This window comes from Kitasatospora sp. NPDC057940 (assembly GCF_042887425.1).
GTDB lineage: Bacteria > Actinomycetota > Actinomycetes > Streptomycetales > Streptomycetaceae > Kitasatospora.
This window is the reverse complement of record NZ_JBHVPH010000010.1, coordinates 14,395-30,323: the sequence shown is the minus strand read 5'-3', so window position 1 is coordinate 30,323 and position 15,929 is coordinate 14,395. Positions and strand designations below refer to the sequence as shown.

The window sequence follows — 15,929 nt, the reverse complement described above, 5'->3', positions numbered from 1 at the left end:
GTTCCGGTCGTGGCGCGGGGGCGCGCACCGTGGCTCCGCGCTCCGGTGGGGACGGTGTCAGACCGCGTGGTAGCGGCCGGTGCGGGACTCCCAGTACAGGTAGCCGGCGAGCCAGGTGACCAGCCCGTCCGCGTACCGCTGGGCGATCGTCCGTTCGACCCGGGAGAGCCCCAACTCCCGGTAGACGTCAGCCAGTCGGCCGTGCAGGTCCCGGCACCGCTCGACCATCAGCTGCGCCTCCTCCAGCACCACCGCGCAGGCCTCCTCGGCCGAACAGCGGCGCTCGCGCTGGACGATCATCACCAGGTTGTTGACGTCGCCGCGCGGGGCCTCCAGCGGGAACGACCGGACGTCGTTGCTGAGCGAGGGGATGTCGGCGGCCAGCTGGCGCAGTTGACGCAGCACCGGGTGGTGCAGTACGGCGGCGGGCACCTCGAACTGGCCGAGGCGTTCGACCATGTCGAAGATGGTCTCCATCGCCGCGGTGCCTCGTCTGAGCACCAGGTAGCCGTCGCGGTCGGGTGGCCGGGTGGAGATGCGGCCGGCGGCCTCGGCGGGGTGACTGGCCAGGTACCACTCCCAGTTGTACGCGGCGCGGGCCTGCCAGCGGGCGGGCATGCCGCGCACGCTGCGGTCCCAGAGGTCGGCGAAGGCGGTCTCGACCGGCGAGCCCTGGTCCGGGCGGGCGCCGTGCAGGACGGCGATCAGCCGCTCGCAGATGGGGGCGACCTCCGTCGGGCGGCGGCCGAGCGGGCCGTCGAACTGGTCGTCGAAGAGGAAGTAGAAGCCCATCAGGTCGGCGGCGAGGGAGAGTTCGTCCGGACCGGTGTCGGGGTAGCCGAGGGCGGCGAGGTCGACCACCTCCCAGTGGGCGTACCCGGGGTGGTCGACGTCCGGGAGCAGCGGGTGGCGGACCAGCCAGTCACGGTGCAGCGCGGTGGCCTGCGGGCCGTGCGGACTGCGGCGGTGCGGGAACGGAATCTGAAGTGAGGTGTCGTCAGACATCGGACTCCCGGTGCGGCGAAGGGTGGGGGCACTAGTGGTTCGAACGCTCGGTGTGGGGGGAGTTGACGCGGCGAGGCTTCCGGGGAGAGGGTGGTAGCGAAAGATCATCTTCGCCTCGCGGGCCGTAGGGTATCTGATGTAATGATCGGACGTTAGGGGTATAGGGCAATTGCCCTTGGCAAGGCGTCCGAACCCTCACCGTCCGCCCCAGCCTGCGCGAATGCCCCACAGTGAGTGCCACGCAGCGCTAACCTCGGCTCCACGGGCAGTGATGCGAGCAGCGACACGGGCTGTGACGCGAGTGGCGAGGCGGAGGCACGACGGTGACCGAGCAGGACAACGAACTTCGGACGGGATCAGGTTCCGGCCGGGACGGCGACAGCACCTCGCCGAGGGTCAGGCTGCGCGACCGCGACGCCGAACTGCGCTCCGTCGAAACGGCCGTCGACAAACTCTGCTGCGAATTCGCGGCCGGCGGCACCGAGATCGGCGAACTGCTCGCCTTCTCCGGCCGCCCCGGCATCGGTAAGACCAGCCTGCTGCACGAGGTCCGACGGGTCGCCAAACTCCGCGACCGCGCCACCGTGTTGTTCGCCCGCGGCGGCGAGCGCCAGTTCAACGAGCCCTACCACGTGCTGCGCCAGCTCCTCCAACCCCTCCTCACCAGCCTGGAGCCCGACGAGTTCCGCCAGGTCATGGGCACCTGGGAGGAGGTCGTCGGACCGGCCATGGGCCTCAAGCGGCCCAAGGCCGGCGCCCGCCGCCTCGACCCCCAGGGCGTGCGCGACGGCCTCGACTACGTCCTCACCCAACTCGCGCCGCGCCGGGCCCCGCTGGTCATGATCGTCGACGACCTGCACTGGGGCGACCACGAGTCGCTCTCCTGGCTCACCCAGTTCGCCGTCCGCTCCCGCGAACTGCCCGTCCTGCTGGTCTTCGCCTTCCGCGAGGACGAGAACGACTGGCCGACCGAGATCCAGCAGCACCGCAAGGCCGTCCTCGGCCTCGCCACCAGCAAGCACGAACTCAACCGGCTCTCGCTGGTCTCCGTCACCGACATGATCCGCGCCGAACTCGGCGACAAGGCCGAGGACGCCTTCTGCTACGAGTTCTGGAACGTCGTCAACGGCAACCCCTTCGAAGCCGTCGCCCTGCTCGACCAGGTCCGCGACCAGGACCTCGAACCGGTCGAGGAGAACTCCCAGCAACTGCGCGAACTCGCCGTCGACGCCACCGGAATGACCCTCAAGAGCTGGATCGACCGGCTCGGCTCCGGCACCCTGCGCTTCGCCTGGGCCTGCGCGATGCTCGGCACCGACATCCGGGTCGACCTCGCCACCCGGATCTGCGCCCAGACCACCGAGGGCGCCCGCGACGCCATCAAGCAACTGCGCAAGCAGCGCGTGCTCACCCAGACCCCCAACGGCAACCTGGAGTTCGTCCACCCGCTGATCGGCAGCTCGATCTACAACACCATGCCGGAGGCCACCCGCACCGGCATGCACGGCGTCGCCGCCGCCGAGATCGAGAACGCCGGACTCGGCCTGCTCGCCGCCTCCCGCCACCTCGTCGAGACCTTCTCCGGCGAGGGCGACGACAAGACCGTCCGCAAACTGCGCCGGGCCGCCGTCGAACACCTGCTGATCGGCGCCCCCGAAGCCGCCCAGCGCTGCCTGCACCGAGCCCTCAACGAACCCCCGGCCGACGACATCCGCGCCGAGGTGCTGTACGAACTGGGCTGCTCCGCGCTGCTCACCGACCCCGTCGCCACCGTCAACCAGCTCAAGCTCGCCCTCGACCCCGACGAGGGGCCGCTGCGCCCCGAACTGCGGGTCGACGCCACCTTCCGGCTCTCCGAGGTGCTCGCACACAGCGGCGAACTGCGCCAGGCCGCGGTGGTCTGCCAGGACGAGGCCGAGCAGACCGCCGACCCGGTCGGCCGACTCCGGCTCCAGGCCGCCTCGTTCATGTGGCACGCCTTCCGCAAGTCCGAGGACGACGGGCCCGGCCGCTCCACCCGGCTCGGCCTCATGTGCGACGGCCTCAGCACCCGCGACGCCGCCGACCGGGCCGTCCTCGCGATGCGCGCCTGGGACCTCACCCTGCGCGGCGCCCCCTCCGCCGAGGCTCTGACCTACGCCGACTCGGTCCTCGACGCCGGCCGACTGCCCAAGGGGCTCGGCTGGACCAACAGCACCTGGGGCTTCGAACTGCCCTCCATGCTCGGCCTCACCTACACCTACAACGACCGCATCGCCCAGGCCGAGCGGCTGTTCGCGGACGCCATCATCCAGTTCGAGGTCGCCGGGTGGAGCGGTGCCCACCGGGGCTTCGCGTACTTCCTGATGGGCCTCGCCCGCTTCCGCCGCGGCCTGCTCGCCGAGGCCGAGGACTTCCTGCGCCGCGCGCTGCGACTGTCCGAGCGGATCGGCCCCAAGCTGCCGCTCGCCTGGGACGCCGTCGGCGTCCTGGTGGACACCCTGCTCGCCCGCGGCCGGACCGAGGAGGCCTGGGAACTCGCCGTCAAGTTCGGCTTCCACCCGCCGTACCACGCGACCGCGATGGTGCTGCCCGACGCGCCCTCGCTGTACGGCAAGCTGCTGATCGCCAAGAAGCGCTACGCCGGGGCGGCCGCCGCACTCACCGAGGCCGGCGCCCAACTGGAGGCCCGCGGCTGGCACAACACCGTCTGGGCGCCCTGGGCCGGCCACCTCGCCATCGCGATCGCGGCCGACGAGCCCGACCGGGCCCGCGAGTACGCCCACAAGGCCGTCCACGACGCCCGCACCTTCGGCACCGCCTCGGCGATCGGCACCGCGCTGCGGCTGAACGCCCAGATCGAGGACGGCCAGCAGGCGGTCGAGCTGCTGGAGCAGGCCGTGATGTACCTCGGCCAGTCGCCGGCCGGGTACGAGCACGCCGTCGCGCTGGTCGACCTCGGCGCCGCGCTGCGCCGGGTCGGGCGGCTGGAGGACGCGCAGGAGTACCTGTACCAGGGCATCGAACTGGCCCAGCACTGCTCGGCCGAGGGGCTGGTCGAGCAGGCGCGGCGGGAGCTGGCCAACTACGGCCTGCGGCCCAACCGGCTGGGGCTGCGCGACTTCCGGGAGACGCTCAGCCAGCCCGAGTGGGAGGTCGCCAACCTCGCGGTGCAGGGCGTGCCGCCGCAGCGCATCGCCGACGAGCTCGGCGTGCACCTCAGCCTGGTCAACCGTCGACTGGCCGCGGTCTACCGCAAGGCGGGCAGCGGGCCGGACGGTCTGGCCTCCGCCCTCGGGCTGCCGACGCAGCCGCGCGGGGCCACCCGGCCGGGGGCGGAGCCCGAGGAGGAGTAGCCGCGGGCGGCCTGGGCGCGTGGCGCGCGTGGGCGGCGGGCGCCCGGGCGGCGCGCGGAGGCACGGGAACGCTCCCGCGGCGGTCGCCGTGCGCGCTGATCCGCCGCGAACTGCCAGACACGCCCTAGGCTGACGCAGACGTGGGGGTCGCCGCGGCGACCCCCTGGACGGACCCGGAACCGGGGCGGTCACGGCACTCCGCGACCGCCAGTGAGGAGCAGGCCATGGCGAGCGAGGCCACCAGCGTGCGGCACGAACCCCTCGACCCCTCGGGCGCGGGCGCCGCGATCGAGCGCTGGACGCTCTCCGCCGGCCCGTACGAGGCGAGCGTGCTCACCCTCGGCGCCACCCTGCACACCCTCACCGGCCCGGACCGCGTCGGGCGCCCCGCCCAACTGCTGCTCTCCACCGACCAGCTGACGCAGATCCTCGGCCCGGCCCGGCACTACGGCACCGTGGTCGGCCGGTACGCCAACCGGATCGACGGCTCCAGGATCACCATCGACGGCGAGGAGCACCCGCTCGCCCCGACCGGCGGCGGCATCACCATCCACGGCGGGCCGGACGGCTTCGCGCAGCGGATCTGGGAGGCCGAGGGGATCGAGGGCGGGGTGCGGCTGCGGCTGCACAGCCCGGACGGCGACCAGGGCTTCCCCGGCGCGCTGGACGTCACCGTCTCCTACACCCTCGACCAGGACGGCGAGCTGGTGATCGCCTACCACGCCGTCACCAGCAAGCCGACCGTGGTCAACCTGACCAACCACGCGTACTTCAACCTTGCGGGTGAAGGCAACGGCGACGTCCTCGGCCACCTGCTCACCCTCGACGCCGACGCCTACACCCCGGCCGACGAACGGCAGATCCCGTACGGGCGGACCGAACCGGTGGCCGGCACGCCGTTCGACTTCACGGTGGCCACGCCGATCGGCAAGTCGGTGCACGACGACCACCCGCAGCTGGCCGGGCCCGGCGGCTACGACCACAACTGGGTGCTCCGGGCCCGGCCGGCCGACGGCAGTCCGGCCCGGGCGGCGCTGCTGGAGGACCCGGTCAGCGGGCGCACCCTGGAGGTGCTGACCACCGAGCCGGGCGTCCAGGTCTACACGGCCAACAAGTTCCAGGGGGCGGTCACCGGCGCGAGCGGTGTCCCGTACGGGCCGTTCGCCGGGATCGCGCTGGAGACCCAGCACTTCCCGGACTCCCCGAACCACCCGGCGTTCCCGACCACCGTGCTGCGGCCGGGGGAGGAGTTCCGCTCGACCACGGTGCTGCGGTTGGGCGTCAGCTGAGCGCTCCGGGCGCGTCCGGGTCGGGGTCCTGCGTGAGGTCCTGCTGGAGGTCCCGTGCGAGGTCCCGGCGCATGCAGAGCCGGGGCCAGCGGTCGAGACCGTGCTCGGCCTCCTTGCGGCGGATCTCCCGCAGGCCCGGGGTGAGCTCGTGGTCGGCGAGCGGGCGGAAGCCGCAGCGGGCGTAGTAGGGGGCGTTCCAGGGGACGTCGGCGAAGGTGGTGAGGGTGAGCGCGGGGGCGTCGGTGCCGGCCGCGAGGTGTTCGATCAGCGCCCGGCCGATGCCCCGGCGGGCGTGGTCGGGGTGGACCGACACCTGTTCGATGTGCAGGGCGCCGTCCACCGGCTCGGCGAGCAGGTAGCCGGCGATCGGACCGGGACCGGAACCGGGTTGCCGGGGCAGGTCGGTCGCCTCGGGGACGGCGACCAGGGCGACGCCCGCGTCCAGGTAGTGGGCCAGCTCCTGCGGTGCCGGCGGTTCGTCGTCGGCGATCTCCGGCATGCCGATCGCGGCGAAGGGGGCCCCGGCGGCCCGCTCCAGTTCGCACAGCAGCGGCAGTTCGTCCTTCATGGCGGCTCTGATACGCATGCGTTCAGTCTGCTGCAAGCGGTTTCCGGCCAGGGATGGTGGTGCTCTCGGCCATCCCGTACCGGATCGAAGCGGGCGAACCCGGACATTTGGTCGCACTGTCCACTACCGTGCGGCTACGTCCAGGACACGTGGGCGTAACGATCGCCGTTTCTTGCAGAAACTTGCTGCAAGGACTTTCCGTCGCTATTGCACCGCTGTTAACTTCCTTCCGAGCCCGACGGCAGCAACGGTGCAGTCGGCACGAGGCAGCCATTATGCGCCTGTCTCCGAAGATCTCGGGCACCCCCACCCTCCCAAGGAGTTCTCATGCGGCGTGGCATCGCGGCCTCTGCCCTCGTTGTGGCCCTCGCGGTCTCGATGGCTGCCTGTGGCAGCAGCGGCTCCAGCTCAAACGGCAAGGCCGACGGGCCGGTCACCCTCACCTACTGGGACACCTCGAACGCCACCAACGAGGCGCCGAACTACCAGGAGCTGGTCAAGAAGTTCGAGGCCGCCAACCCGAACGTCAAGGTCGACTTCGTCAACGTCCCGTTCGACCAGGCGCAGAACAAGCTCCAGACCGCCATGGGGGCCAAGGGCGCTCCGGACGTGTTCCGCTCCGAGGTCGGCTGGACCGCCGCCTTCGCCAAGGCCGGCTACCTGGAGCCGCTGGACGGCACCCCGGCCGTCGCCGACACCTCCGCCTTCCAGCCCAGCCTGATCCAGCAGGCCAAGTACGACGGCAAGCTGTACGGCGTGCCGCTGGTCACCGACACCCTGGGCCTGCTCTACAACAAGGAGCTGTTCGCCAAGGCCGGCATCACCGACGCCCCCAAGACCTGGGACGAGCTGAAGACCGACGCCGCCGCACTCAAGGACAAGGCCGGTGTCGACGGCTTCTGGCTGAAGGCCGCGGACGGCTACTACGCGATGCCGTTCCTGTTCGGCGAGGGCACCGACACCGTCGACGCCGCCGGCAAGAAGATCACCGTCACCTCGCCGGAGGCCGTCAAGGCCATCGAGACCTACAAGACGATGTTCACCGCGCCCGGCATGGCCAAGGCCGACGTCACCACCGACGCCTACGCGCACATGATGGACGCCTTCAACAACGGCAAGGTCGCGGCCATCGTCCAGGGCCCGTGGGAGATCACCAACATCTACAAGGGCGCCGCGTTCGCCGACAAGAACAACCTCGGCATCGCGCCCGTCCCGGCGGGCTCCAGCGGCAAGTCCGGTGCGCCCACCGGCGGGCACAACATCTCCGTCTACGCCGGTGCCGACCAGGCCCACAAGGCCGCCGCCGAGAAGTTCGCCGCCTTCATGACCTCGGCCGAGAGCCAGGCGTTCATCGCGCAGAAGAACTCCACCCTGCCGACCCGCTCCGACGCCTTCACCGCCGACGTCAAGGCCGACCCCGGCATCGCCGGCTTCCAGGCCGTCCTCGGCAGCGCCAAGCCGCGCCCCGAACTGCCCGAGTACAGCTCGCTGTTCTCCTCGCTCGGCACCAACCTGGGCAAGGCCGTCCAGGGCACCGGCACCCAGGACGCGCTGAACACCGTCGCCACCGACTACGCCAAGCTGCTGCCGGGCTTCGCCAAGTAGTCGCCGTCGGCCGTCCGGGCCGCCGCCGCTCTCGCGGCGGCGGCCACCCGGCGGGCCCGGCGGCCGGACCCGCTCTCCCCGAGACTTCCCCCCGAGAAGGTGTCAATCGATGTCAGTCGCCGTGCAGGGCGCCACCGGCAAGGGCAGCCCGGAGCGCGAGCAGCGTCCGGGCCTGCTGGAACGCGTCAAGCGCTCCTACGCCAAGCACTGGTACGCCTACGCGATGATCGCCCCCGTGGTGCTGGTCCTCGGTGCGCTGGTGCTCTACCCGCTGGTCCAGGGCCTCTGGCTCACCCTGACCAACGCCAACAGCCTCAACGTCGCCCGCAAGATCGGCGTCAACGAGATCCCGGCCAGCTACGACTTCGTCGGCTTCCACAACTACGCCGACATCCTGTGGGGCCCCGGCTCGTACGACCGCTTCTGGTCCCACTTCGTCTGGACCATCGCGTGGACGGCCATCTGCGTCTGCCTGCACTACACCCTCGGCCTGGGCCTCGCGCTGCTGCTCAACAAGAAGCTGCGCGGCCGCGCCGTCTACCGGATGCTGCTCATCCTGCCCTGGGCCGTGCCGACCTTCGTCACCGTCTTCTCCTGGCGACTGATGCTGTCCGACGGCGGCGTCGTCAACAGCATGCTCGCCTTCCTCCACCTGCCCGAACCCGGTTGGCTCACCGACCCGTGGGCGCAGAAGTCCGCCGCGATCCTGGTCAACACCTGGGCCGGCGTGCCGTTCATGATGATCTCGCTGCTCGGCGGCCTGCAGTCGATCCCGGCCGAGCTGTACGAGGCCGCCGAGATGGACGGCGCCACGCCGTGGCAGCGCTTCCGGTACGTCACCCTGCCCGGGCTGCGGGCCGTCTCCTCCACCGTCGTCCTGCTCGGCGTGATCTGGACGTTCAACCAGTTCAACGTCATCTTCCTGCTCTTCGGCACCGGCGCGCCCGACGCCCAGCTGCTGGTCACCTGGGCCTACCGCCTCGGCTTCGGCCAGATCCCCCGGGACTACGCGCAGTCCGCCGCCTACGGCGTGATCCTGCTGTCCATCCTGATCGTCTTCACCGCCTTCTACCGGCGCTGGCTCGCCCGCAACGAGCAGGCCAACGGCTGAGGCCCCGGACCCAGTTGACCCACGAAGGCAGGTACCCCCGATGAGCACCACCACCGAACTCCCCACCCCCGCGACGACCGTGGCCCCGGCCGCCCGGCCGGCCAAGGTCCGCCGGCGCGGTGAGAGCAGCCTGCTGGCCCGGGCGCTGTCCCACGGCACCCTGATCGTGGCCGGCCTGGTCGCGCTGTTCCCGGTGGCGTGGATCCTCTTCGTCTCGCTCGGCCCGGACAAGACCGACTACCTCCACCCCGGCGCGATCCTCGACAAGCTCACGCTGTCGAACTACCACCACGTGCTGTTCGACACGGACTTCTTCACCTGGTTCGGCAACGCCCTGCTGGTCTCCGGCGTCACCACCGTGTTCGGCGTCCTGGTCGCCGCCACCACCGGCTACGCCGTCTCCCGGATGCGCTTCCCCGGCCACCGGCCGCTGATGTGGTCGCTGCTGGTCACCCAGATGTTCCCGATCGCGGTGCTGATCGTGCCGATGTACACGATGCTCTCCGACCTCGGCCTGCTGGACAGTTACCTGGGCCTGATCCTGGTCTACTCGACCACCACCGTGCCGTACTGCGCCTGGCTGCTGAAGGGCTACTTCGACACCATCCCGGTGGAGATCGACGAGGCCGGCCGGGTCGACGGGCTCAGCCCGTTCGGCACCTTCTGGCGGCTGGTGCTGCCGCTCGCCCGCCCGGGCCTGGCGGTGGCCGCCTTCTACTCCTTCCTCACGTACTGGGCCGAGGTGCCGTTCGCCTCCACCTTCATGCTCAGCTCCGACAAGTACACGCTGGCCGTGGGCCTGCAGACCTTCGTCAGCGAGCACGACGCCCAGTGGAACCTGATGGCCGCGACCGCCGTGCTGATCGCGATCCCGTCGGCAGCCTTCTTCTACCTGGTGCAGCGCCACCTGGTCACCGGTCTGACCGCCGGCGCCTCCAAGTCGTAACGCTCCTCGCTCCTCTAGTCCCCAAGGGATACCGTCCATGACCCAGAACCTGGCCGACACCTCCCGGCCTGCCGCCGACGCCGCCGCCCACGAGGCGGTCACCCCGGCTCCTGCGACTGGCGGCGCGTCCAGAGGCTGGTGGCGGGACGCGGTCATCTACCAGGTGTACCCGCGCAGCTTCGCCGACTCCAACGGCGACGGCATGGGTGACCTGCCCGGCATCCGCAGCCGCCTGCCGTACCTGCGCGACCTCGGCGTGGACGCGGTCTGGCTCTCGCCGTTCTACGCCTCGCCGCAGGCGGACGCGGGCTACGACGTCGCCGACTACCGCGCCGTGGACCCGATGTTCGGCAGCCTGCTGGACGCCGACGCGCTCATCCGGGACGCCCACGAGCTGGGGCTGCGGATCATCGTCGACCTCGTCCCCAACCACTCCTCGGACCAGCACGAGTGGTTCCAGCGCGCCCTGCGCGAGGGCCCCGGGTCCCCGCTGCGCGAGCGGTACCACTTCCGCCCCGGCAAGGGCGAGAACGGCGAACTGCCGCCCAACGACTGGGAGTCCATCTTCGGCGGCCCGGCCTGGACCCGCAGCGAGAACCCGGACGGCACCCCCGGCGACTGGTACCTGCACCTGTTCGCCCCCGAGCAGCCCGACTTCAACTGGGAGAACCGGGCCGTCGCCGACGAGTTCCGCTCGATCCTGCGGTTCTGGCTCGACATGGGTGTCGACGGCTTCCGCATCGACGTCGCCCACGGCCTGGTGAAGGCCCCCGGCCTGCCCGACCTCGGCGGCTCGGACCAGCTCAAGCTGCTCGGCAACGACGTCATGCCGTTCTTCGACCAGGACGGCGTGCACGAGATCTACCGCAGCTGGCGCAAGATCCTCGACGAGTACCCGGGCCAGCGGATCGGCGTCGCCGAGGCCTGGACCCCGACCGTCCAGCGCACCGCCAACTACGTGCGCCCCGACGAGCTGCACCAGGCCTTCAACTTCCAGTACCTGGGCACTGGTTGGGACGCCGCCGCGCTGCGCGAGGTGATCGACGTCTCGCTCGACTCGATGCGCCCGGTCGACGCCCCCACCACCTGGGTGCTGTCCAACCACGACGTCACCCGGCACGCCACCCGCTTCGCCAACCCGCCCGGCCTCGGCACCCAGATCCGCACCCCCGGCGACCGTGAGCTCGGCCTGCGCCGCGCCCGCGCCGCCACCCTGCTGATGCTCGCGCTGCCCGGCTCCGCGTACATCTACCAGGGCGAGGAACTCGGCCTGCCGGACGTCACCGACCTGCCGGACGAGGTCCGCCAGGACCCGTCGTTCTTCCGCAAGGCCGGGCAGGACGGCTACCGCGACGGCTGCCGCGTCCCGATCCCGTGGTCCGGTACCGAGGCCCCGTACGGCTTCGGCCCGGTCGCCGGCGGGCCGTCCTGGCTGCCGCAGCCGGCCGAGTGGGCCGCGCTGAGCGTCGAGGCGCAGACCGGCGACCCGGCGTCCACCCTGGAGCTGTACCGCAGCGCGCTCGCCGTCCGCCGGTCCCAGGACGACCTCGGCGCCGGGACGGCCGTGGAGTGGCTGGAGGGCCCCGAGGGGACCCTGACGTTCCGCCGCGGCTCCTTCGTCTGCACCGTCAACGCCACGGACGAGCCGGTCCGGATAGCGGCGCCCGGAAAGCTGCTGCTCTCCTCGGTGGAGCTGGTGGTCGACGGCGGCGAGACCGTGCTCGCGCCGGACAGCACCGGCTGGTGGGCGGTCTGACGTGGTTGCAATAGGCTCTGGGACCGTGACTACGGCGCGACTCTCAGACATCGCGGCGCAGGCGGGGGTCAGCGAAGCCACCGTCTCCCGCGTACTCAACGGCAAGGCGAACGTCTCCGCCGCCACCCGGCAGACCGTGCTGGCGGCGCTCGACGTGCTCGGCTACGAGCGGCCGACCCGTCTGCGCCAGCGCAGCGCCGGCCTGATCGGGCTGATCACGCCGGAGCTGAGCAACCCGATCTTCCCCGCACTGGCCCAGGTGATCGAGCAGGTGCTCAGCCGGCACGGGTACACCCCGGTGCTGTGCACCCAGACGCCGGGCGGGTCCACCGAGGACGAACTGGTCGAGATGCTGGTCGACCGGGGCGTGGCGGGCATCGTCTTCGTCTCCGGGCTGCACGCCGACTCCACCGCCGACCACGACCGCTACGCCCGGCTGACCGGGCGAGGGGTCCCGTTCGTGCTGATCAACGGCTACAGCGAGCGGATCGACGCGCCGTTCATCTCGCCGGACGACCGGGCCGCGATGTGGATGGCCGTCCAGCACCTGGCCGAACTCGGGCACGAGCGGATCGGGCTGGCGGTCGGACAGCGGCGGTACGTGCCGGTGCTGCGCAAGATCGAGGGCTTCACGGCGGCGATGCGCGAGGTGCTGGGGCGGAGCCAGGAGGAGGCCGAGGAGCTCGTCCACCACACGCTGTTCAGCGTGGAGGGCGGGCACGCGGCGGCCGGCGCGCTGCTGGACAAGGGCTGCACGGCGATCGTCTGCGGCAGCGACATGATGGCGCTCGGGGCGATCCGGGCGGTGCGGCAGCGTGGGCTGTCGGTGCCGCACGACGTCTCGGTGGTCGGCTTCGACGACTCGCCGCTGATCGCCTTCACCGAGCCGCCGTTGACCACGATCCGCCAGCCGGTCGAGGCGATGGCGACCGCGGCGGTGGACGCGCTGCTGGAGGAGGTCGGCGCAAACGCGGCCCAGCGCGGGGAGTTCATGTTCCAGCCGGAGCTGGTCATGCGCGGGTCCACGGGGGCCTGCGCGCGCTGAGGACGGCCAACGGACGGGCCCCGGAGAGCAGTTGCTCTCCGGGGCCCGTTGCGTGCTGTCCGGGTGCCGGGTCAGCCCTCGTGGTCCGGGGGCGGATCCTGTCACCCGCCGGTCGTGCTCAGACCCGGCCGGCGAAGTCCGGCGCCCAGTTGGCGACGGTCTGCAGGCGCACGCCCGAGCTCGGGTTGGCGGCCTCGACGTACTGGCCGCCGCCGATGTAGATCGCGACGTGGTAGACGCCGGAGTTCTGGCCGTTGTTGGACCAGAACAGCAGGTCGCCCGCCTGGAGGCTGTCCAGCGAGACGCGGGTGCTGGCGGCGGCCTGGTCGGCGGCGACGCGCGGGACGGAGACGCCCGCGGCGCGCAGCGCGGCCTGGGTCAGGCCGGAGCAGTCCCAACCGCCGTTGCCGGTGCCGCCGTAGACGTACGCCTGGCCGACCTTCGACTTGGCGAAGGAGACCGCGGCGGCCATGCTGCCGGTGGCGGCCGGGGCCGGCGCCGGGGTCTGGGCCGGGGTCTGGGCCTGGGCGGCCGGCTTGGAAGCCGGCTTGGTGGCCGGGGTCTGAGCCGGGGCCTGGGGCTGGGCGGCCGGCTTGGTGTTCGCGGCGCCGCCGTTGGAGGTCTGGCCGGACTTCTGCGAGCGGTCGAACCAGGTGAAGTCCGAGCCGGACTGCTGGGCCTGGCCGCCGTCCTTGAACGAGAGGCGCTGGCCCGGGTAGATGCTGTCCGGACCCTCGGTCAGGGTGCCGCGGTTGAGCTCGTACAGCCGCTGCCAGCCGCCCTGGAGGTTGTGCTTGTCGGCGATCGAGGACAGCCAGTCGCCGGAGGCGACGGTGTAGTCGTCGGCCTGGGGCTGGGCGCTGTTCTGGGCCTGGTTCTGGCCCTTCTGCGCCGAGGTGCCGTCGGTGGAGTCGGCGGGGGCCTGCGCCTGGTCCTGGGCCGGTGCGGCCGGCTTGGCGGGCTTCGCGGCCGGGGCCTGGGTCTGCGCGGGCTTGGCGGCCGGGGTGGCCGGCTTCGCGGCGGGCTTGGTGGCGGTCGAACCGGCAGCCGAGCCGGTGGTCGAGCCGGCCGAGGTGTCGACGGCGGCCGCGGCGCCGCCCTTGGTCAGGCCGGCCTGGACCGAGCACACCGGCCAGGCGCCGGGGCCCTGCGAGGCGAGGACCTTCTCGGCGACGGCGATCTGCTGGTCCTTGGTGGCCTGGTTGGCCTGGGGGGCGTACGCGGTGCCGCCGAAGGCGGCCCAGGTGCTGGAGGTGAACTGCAGGCCGCCGTAGAAGCCGTTGCCGGTGTTGATGCTCCAGTTGCCGGTGCTCTCGCACTGGGCGACCTTGTCCCAGGTGGCGACGGAGGCGGCGGAGGCGGTGCCGGAGGTGAGGCAGGGGATGGTGAGGCCGACGCCCGCGACGCCGACGGCGGCGATCACGCGTCGGGTACGACTGGACGGACGGGTGCCGTTGGTGGGCAGCATGAAGACGCAGTCCTCTCCCACGCCTGCGAGGTGAGCTGTCGGATTCGGGCTGGAGTTGCCCGGCCGCGCTGTGGGCGCGGCTTCACCCCTAGCCCTGGATCGTTCCGGGGAACGGTCCGGGGCGACTTACCTGTGGGTCCCCCGCTCCTGCCGTGGTGCGTTTTCGCGCTGCCAGGACATCCGACGGCAGGACTCGGCGTCGCGGATGAACTGGGTTCGTGTGGCCACGAACGGGGAGCACGTTAAGCAGACTTAAGTTCAAACTGCAAACACCTGTGACGCGCATCACGGTTTGGCGAGAACGGTCGTTCCCTTCGCTTTTCATGATCGGAAATGATCGATTTCCGGCAACACGGCGAAGGGTGCGCGCAACTGTCTGCGCTTCAGGGAGTGGGTGACGGTGGGTCGGGTCGCCCGGGGGTCCGCCCGTCGGGAAGGTGGCGTGTCCACACTGCGGGCGTCGGGGGGCGTGTCGTGCGATGGCGAACAAATATGGACAGAACGGACATCACGCCTATTCCCCCCTTAACTCCCTTACGGGACAAGCGGGAAGGGCCCGGAACGTAGCCGTTCCGGGCCCTTCCCGCGTGCGGTGACCGCTACTACTGGCCGGCCGACTCCTCGGCGGCGGTGTGAGCGGCGTGAGCGGCGCGACCGCCCCGGCCGGAGTGGTCGGCGTGGGCGCCCTCGGCGGCCTCCGCCGCCTCGGCCTCGGCCTGCGCCAGGGCCTCGGGGGAGGGCGCGGGCAGCGCGGCCAGGTAGGTGGAGGCGATCAGCTGGCCGACCGTCGGGTAGGCGCCCAGCGGCGCCGCGGACGGGCAGCCGGTCTCCTCGGCGGCCGTGGCGAGCAGCTCGGAGTCGGCCTCCGGCCCGATCACCAGCGGGGCCAGCGCCGGGCGCTGGGAGCCGGTCTCCTTGAGGTGGTTGACGGCCGCGGCGACCGAGCCCGGTACGTCGAGCGCGGCGGGCACGACCGGGACGGCCAGCCGGGCCGCCAGCAGGACACCGGTGATGCCGGCCGCGGCAGCGGCCTCCTCGCCGCCGACGGTGGTCAGCACGACGCCGTCCGCGGCGGTCGCGATGGCGAACAGCCGGGCCCGGTCGGCACGCGCCAGGCCGGCCTCGGACAGGCGCACGTGCACGGCCTCGGCGAGCAGCGGGTGCGGGCCGAGCACGTCGGTGACGGGGGCTCCGTACTCGGCGGCGAGGGCGTGGAGTTCGGTCAGGAATCCGTGCGGGCCGGGTACCAGCGGCACCAGGACCGGCGCGGGCAGACCGGCCTCGGCGGCCATGGCCAGCAGTTCGGCGACGGTGCGGTCGTCGCTGTCGGCGCCCTGGGCGGCTTCGCCCGGGAGGTAGCCGACGGCGGTCTGGATGCCGTTCTGCTCGCTGCGGACGATCGACAGCAGCTCCTCGACGACCGAGCGGGACTCGGGCCCGGCGGTCGCGGGCACGGCGAGCACCAGGGCCGGGGATCCGGCCGGGATCTCGGGGCGCTCGGGGCGACGGTGGCGCCCCCGCGCACGGGAGCCTGGAGTGCGGACGGGCAGTGGCGCGCCCGGGATGGCTGCGGTGCTCATGCCGGAGATCGTAGGACATCGGCCCGTCAGGCCTGCATTCGGCTGCCGTTCGGGTTTCACGTGGTCATGGCGGGTGCGCCGCGCTCCCGTCGTGTCCGGCCGGGCGGTTTGCCCGCAATCCGGACATATCTCACCCAGCCCTCGAGCGATCGCCGCTGGTTGCCCTGACGTGTCCGACGGGGCGTCGAGTTGCTTCTGTGGCGCGTGAGATGTCTCACAGC

Annotated in this window: 11 protein-coding genes and 1 riboswitch; of the genes, 7 read left to right on the top strand and 4 right to left on the bottom strand. The window is 71.8% G+C overall.

The annotated features are described in order from the left end of the window. Window positions 1-57 precede the first annotated feature (57 nt). Window positions 58-1,005, bottom strand: coding sequence for a hypothetical protein (locus tag ACFVTF_RS17730; RefSeq protein WP_387814447.1), 948 nt, complete (start codon window positions 1,003-1,005; stop codon window positions 58-60). Window positions 1,006-1,328: 323 nt separating this feature from the next. Between ACFVTF_RS17730 and ACFVTF_RS17725 the strand changes: the two genes are divergently transcribed. Both ACFVTF_RS17725 and ACFVTF_RS17720 read left to right on the top strand, forming a co-directional pair. Next, window positions 1,329-4,340 (top strand): ATP-binding protein, encoded by a 3,012-nt coding sequence (locus ACFVTF_RS17725; RefSeq protein ID WP_387814445.1) that lies wholly within the window; start codon window positions 1,329-1,331, stop codon window positions 4,338-4,340. 224 nt (window positions 4,341-4,564) lie between these two features. Then, a complete protein-coding gene (locus tag ACFVTF_RS17720; RefSeq protein WP_387814443.1) occupies window positions 4,565-5,629 on the top strand; it encodes an aldose epimerase family protein in 1,065 nt (354 codons plus the stop codon). On the opposite strand, the gene ACFVTF_RS17715 is transcribed toward ACFVTF_RS17720, so the two are convergent. Next, complete coding sequence (locus tag ACFVTF_RS17715) at window positions 5,622-6,215, bottom strand: GNAT family N-acetyltransferase (protein WP_387814441.1); 594 nt, start codon at window positions 6,213-6,215, stop codon at window positions 5,622-5,624. The genes ACFVTF_RS17720 and ACFVTF_RS17715 overlap by 8 nt on opposite strands. Before the next feature lie 309 nt (window positions 6,216-6,524). On the opposite strand from ACFVTF_RS17715, the gene ACFVTF_RS17710 reads away from it, so the two are divergent. The 5 genes from ACFVTF_RS17710 (at window position 6,525) to ACFVTF_RS17690 (ending at window position 12,660) form a co-directional block, all read left to right on the top strand. Next, window positions 6,525-7,802, top strand: a complete 1,278-nt coding sequence (locus tag ACFVTF_RS17710) for an extracellular solute-binding protein (RefSeq protein ID WP_387814439.1) — start codon at window positions 6,525-6,527, stop codon at window positions 7,800-7,802. Between the two features lie 109 nt (window positions 7,803-7,911). After that, a complete protein-coding gene (locus ACFVTF_RS17705) occupies window positions 7,912-8,913 on the top strand; it encodes a carbohydrate ABC transporter permease (protein WP_387814437.1) in 1,002 nt (333 codons plus the stop codon). 40 nt (window positions 8,914-8,953) lie between these two features. Beyond that, window positions 8,954-9,859, top strand: a complete 906-nt coding sequence (locus tag ACFVTF_RS17700) for a sugar ABC transporter permease (RefSeq protein ID WP_371521046.1) — start codon at window positions 8,954-8,956, stop codon at window positions 9,857-9,859. 37 nt (window positions 9,860-9,896) lie between these two features. Next, the gene (locus ACFVTF_RS17695) at window positions 9,897-11,615 is read left to right on the top strand and encodes a glycoside hydrolase family 13 protein (RefSeq protein ID WP_371521048.1); all 1,719 of its coding nucleotides are present in this window, start codon (window positions 9,897-9,899) and stop codon (window positions 11,613-11,615) included. A gap of 25 nt (window positions 11,616-11,640) precedes the next feature. After that, a complete protein-coding gene (locus ACFVTF_RS17690) occupies window positions 11,641-12,660 on the top strand; it encodes a LacI family DNA-binding transcriptional regulator (protein ID WP_350875620.1) in 1,020 nt (339 codons plus the stop codon). Between the two features lie 118 nt (window positions 12,661-12,778). On the opposite strand, the gene ACFVTF_RS17685 is transcribed toward ACFVTF_RS17690, so the two are convergent. Both ACFVTF_RS17685 and ACFVTF_RS17680 read right to left on the bottom strand, forming a co-directional pair. Continuing rightward, window positions 12,779-14,149 (bottom strand): transglycosylase family protein, encoded by a 1,371-nt coding sequence (locus ACFVTF_RS17685; RefSeq protein ID WP_387814434.1) that lies wholly within the window; start codon window positions 14,147-14,149, stop codon window positions 12,779-12,781. After that, a riboswitch (cyclic di-AMP (ydaO/yuaA leader) is annotated at window positions 14,136-14,296 on the bottom strand. Its footprint overlaps the gene before it by 14 nt. 434 nt (window positions 14,297-14,730) lie before the next feature. Then, entirely contained in the window at window positions 14,731-15,708 is a 978-nt protein-coding gene (locus ACFVTF_RS17680; protein ID WP_387814432.1) for a hypothetical protein, read from the bottom strand. Between the last annotated feature and the right edge of the window lie 221 nt (window positions 15,709-15,929).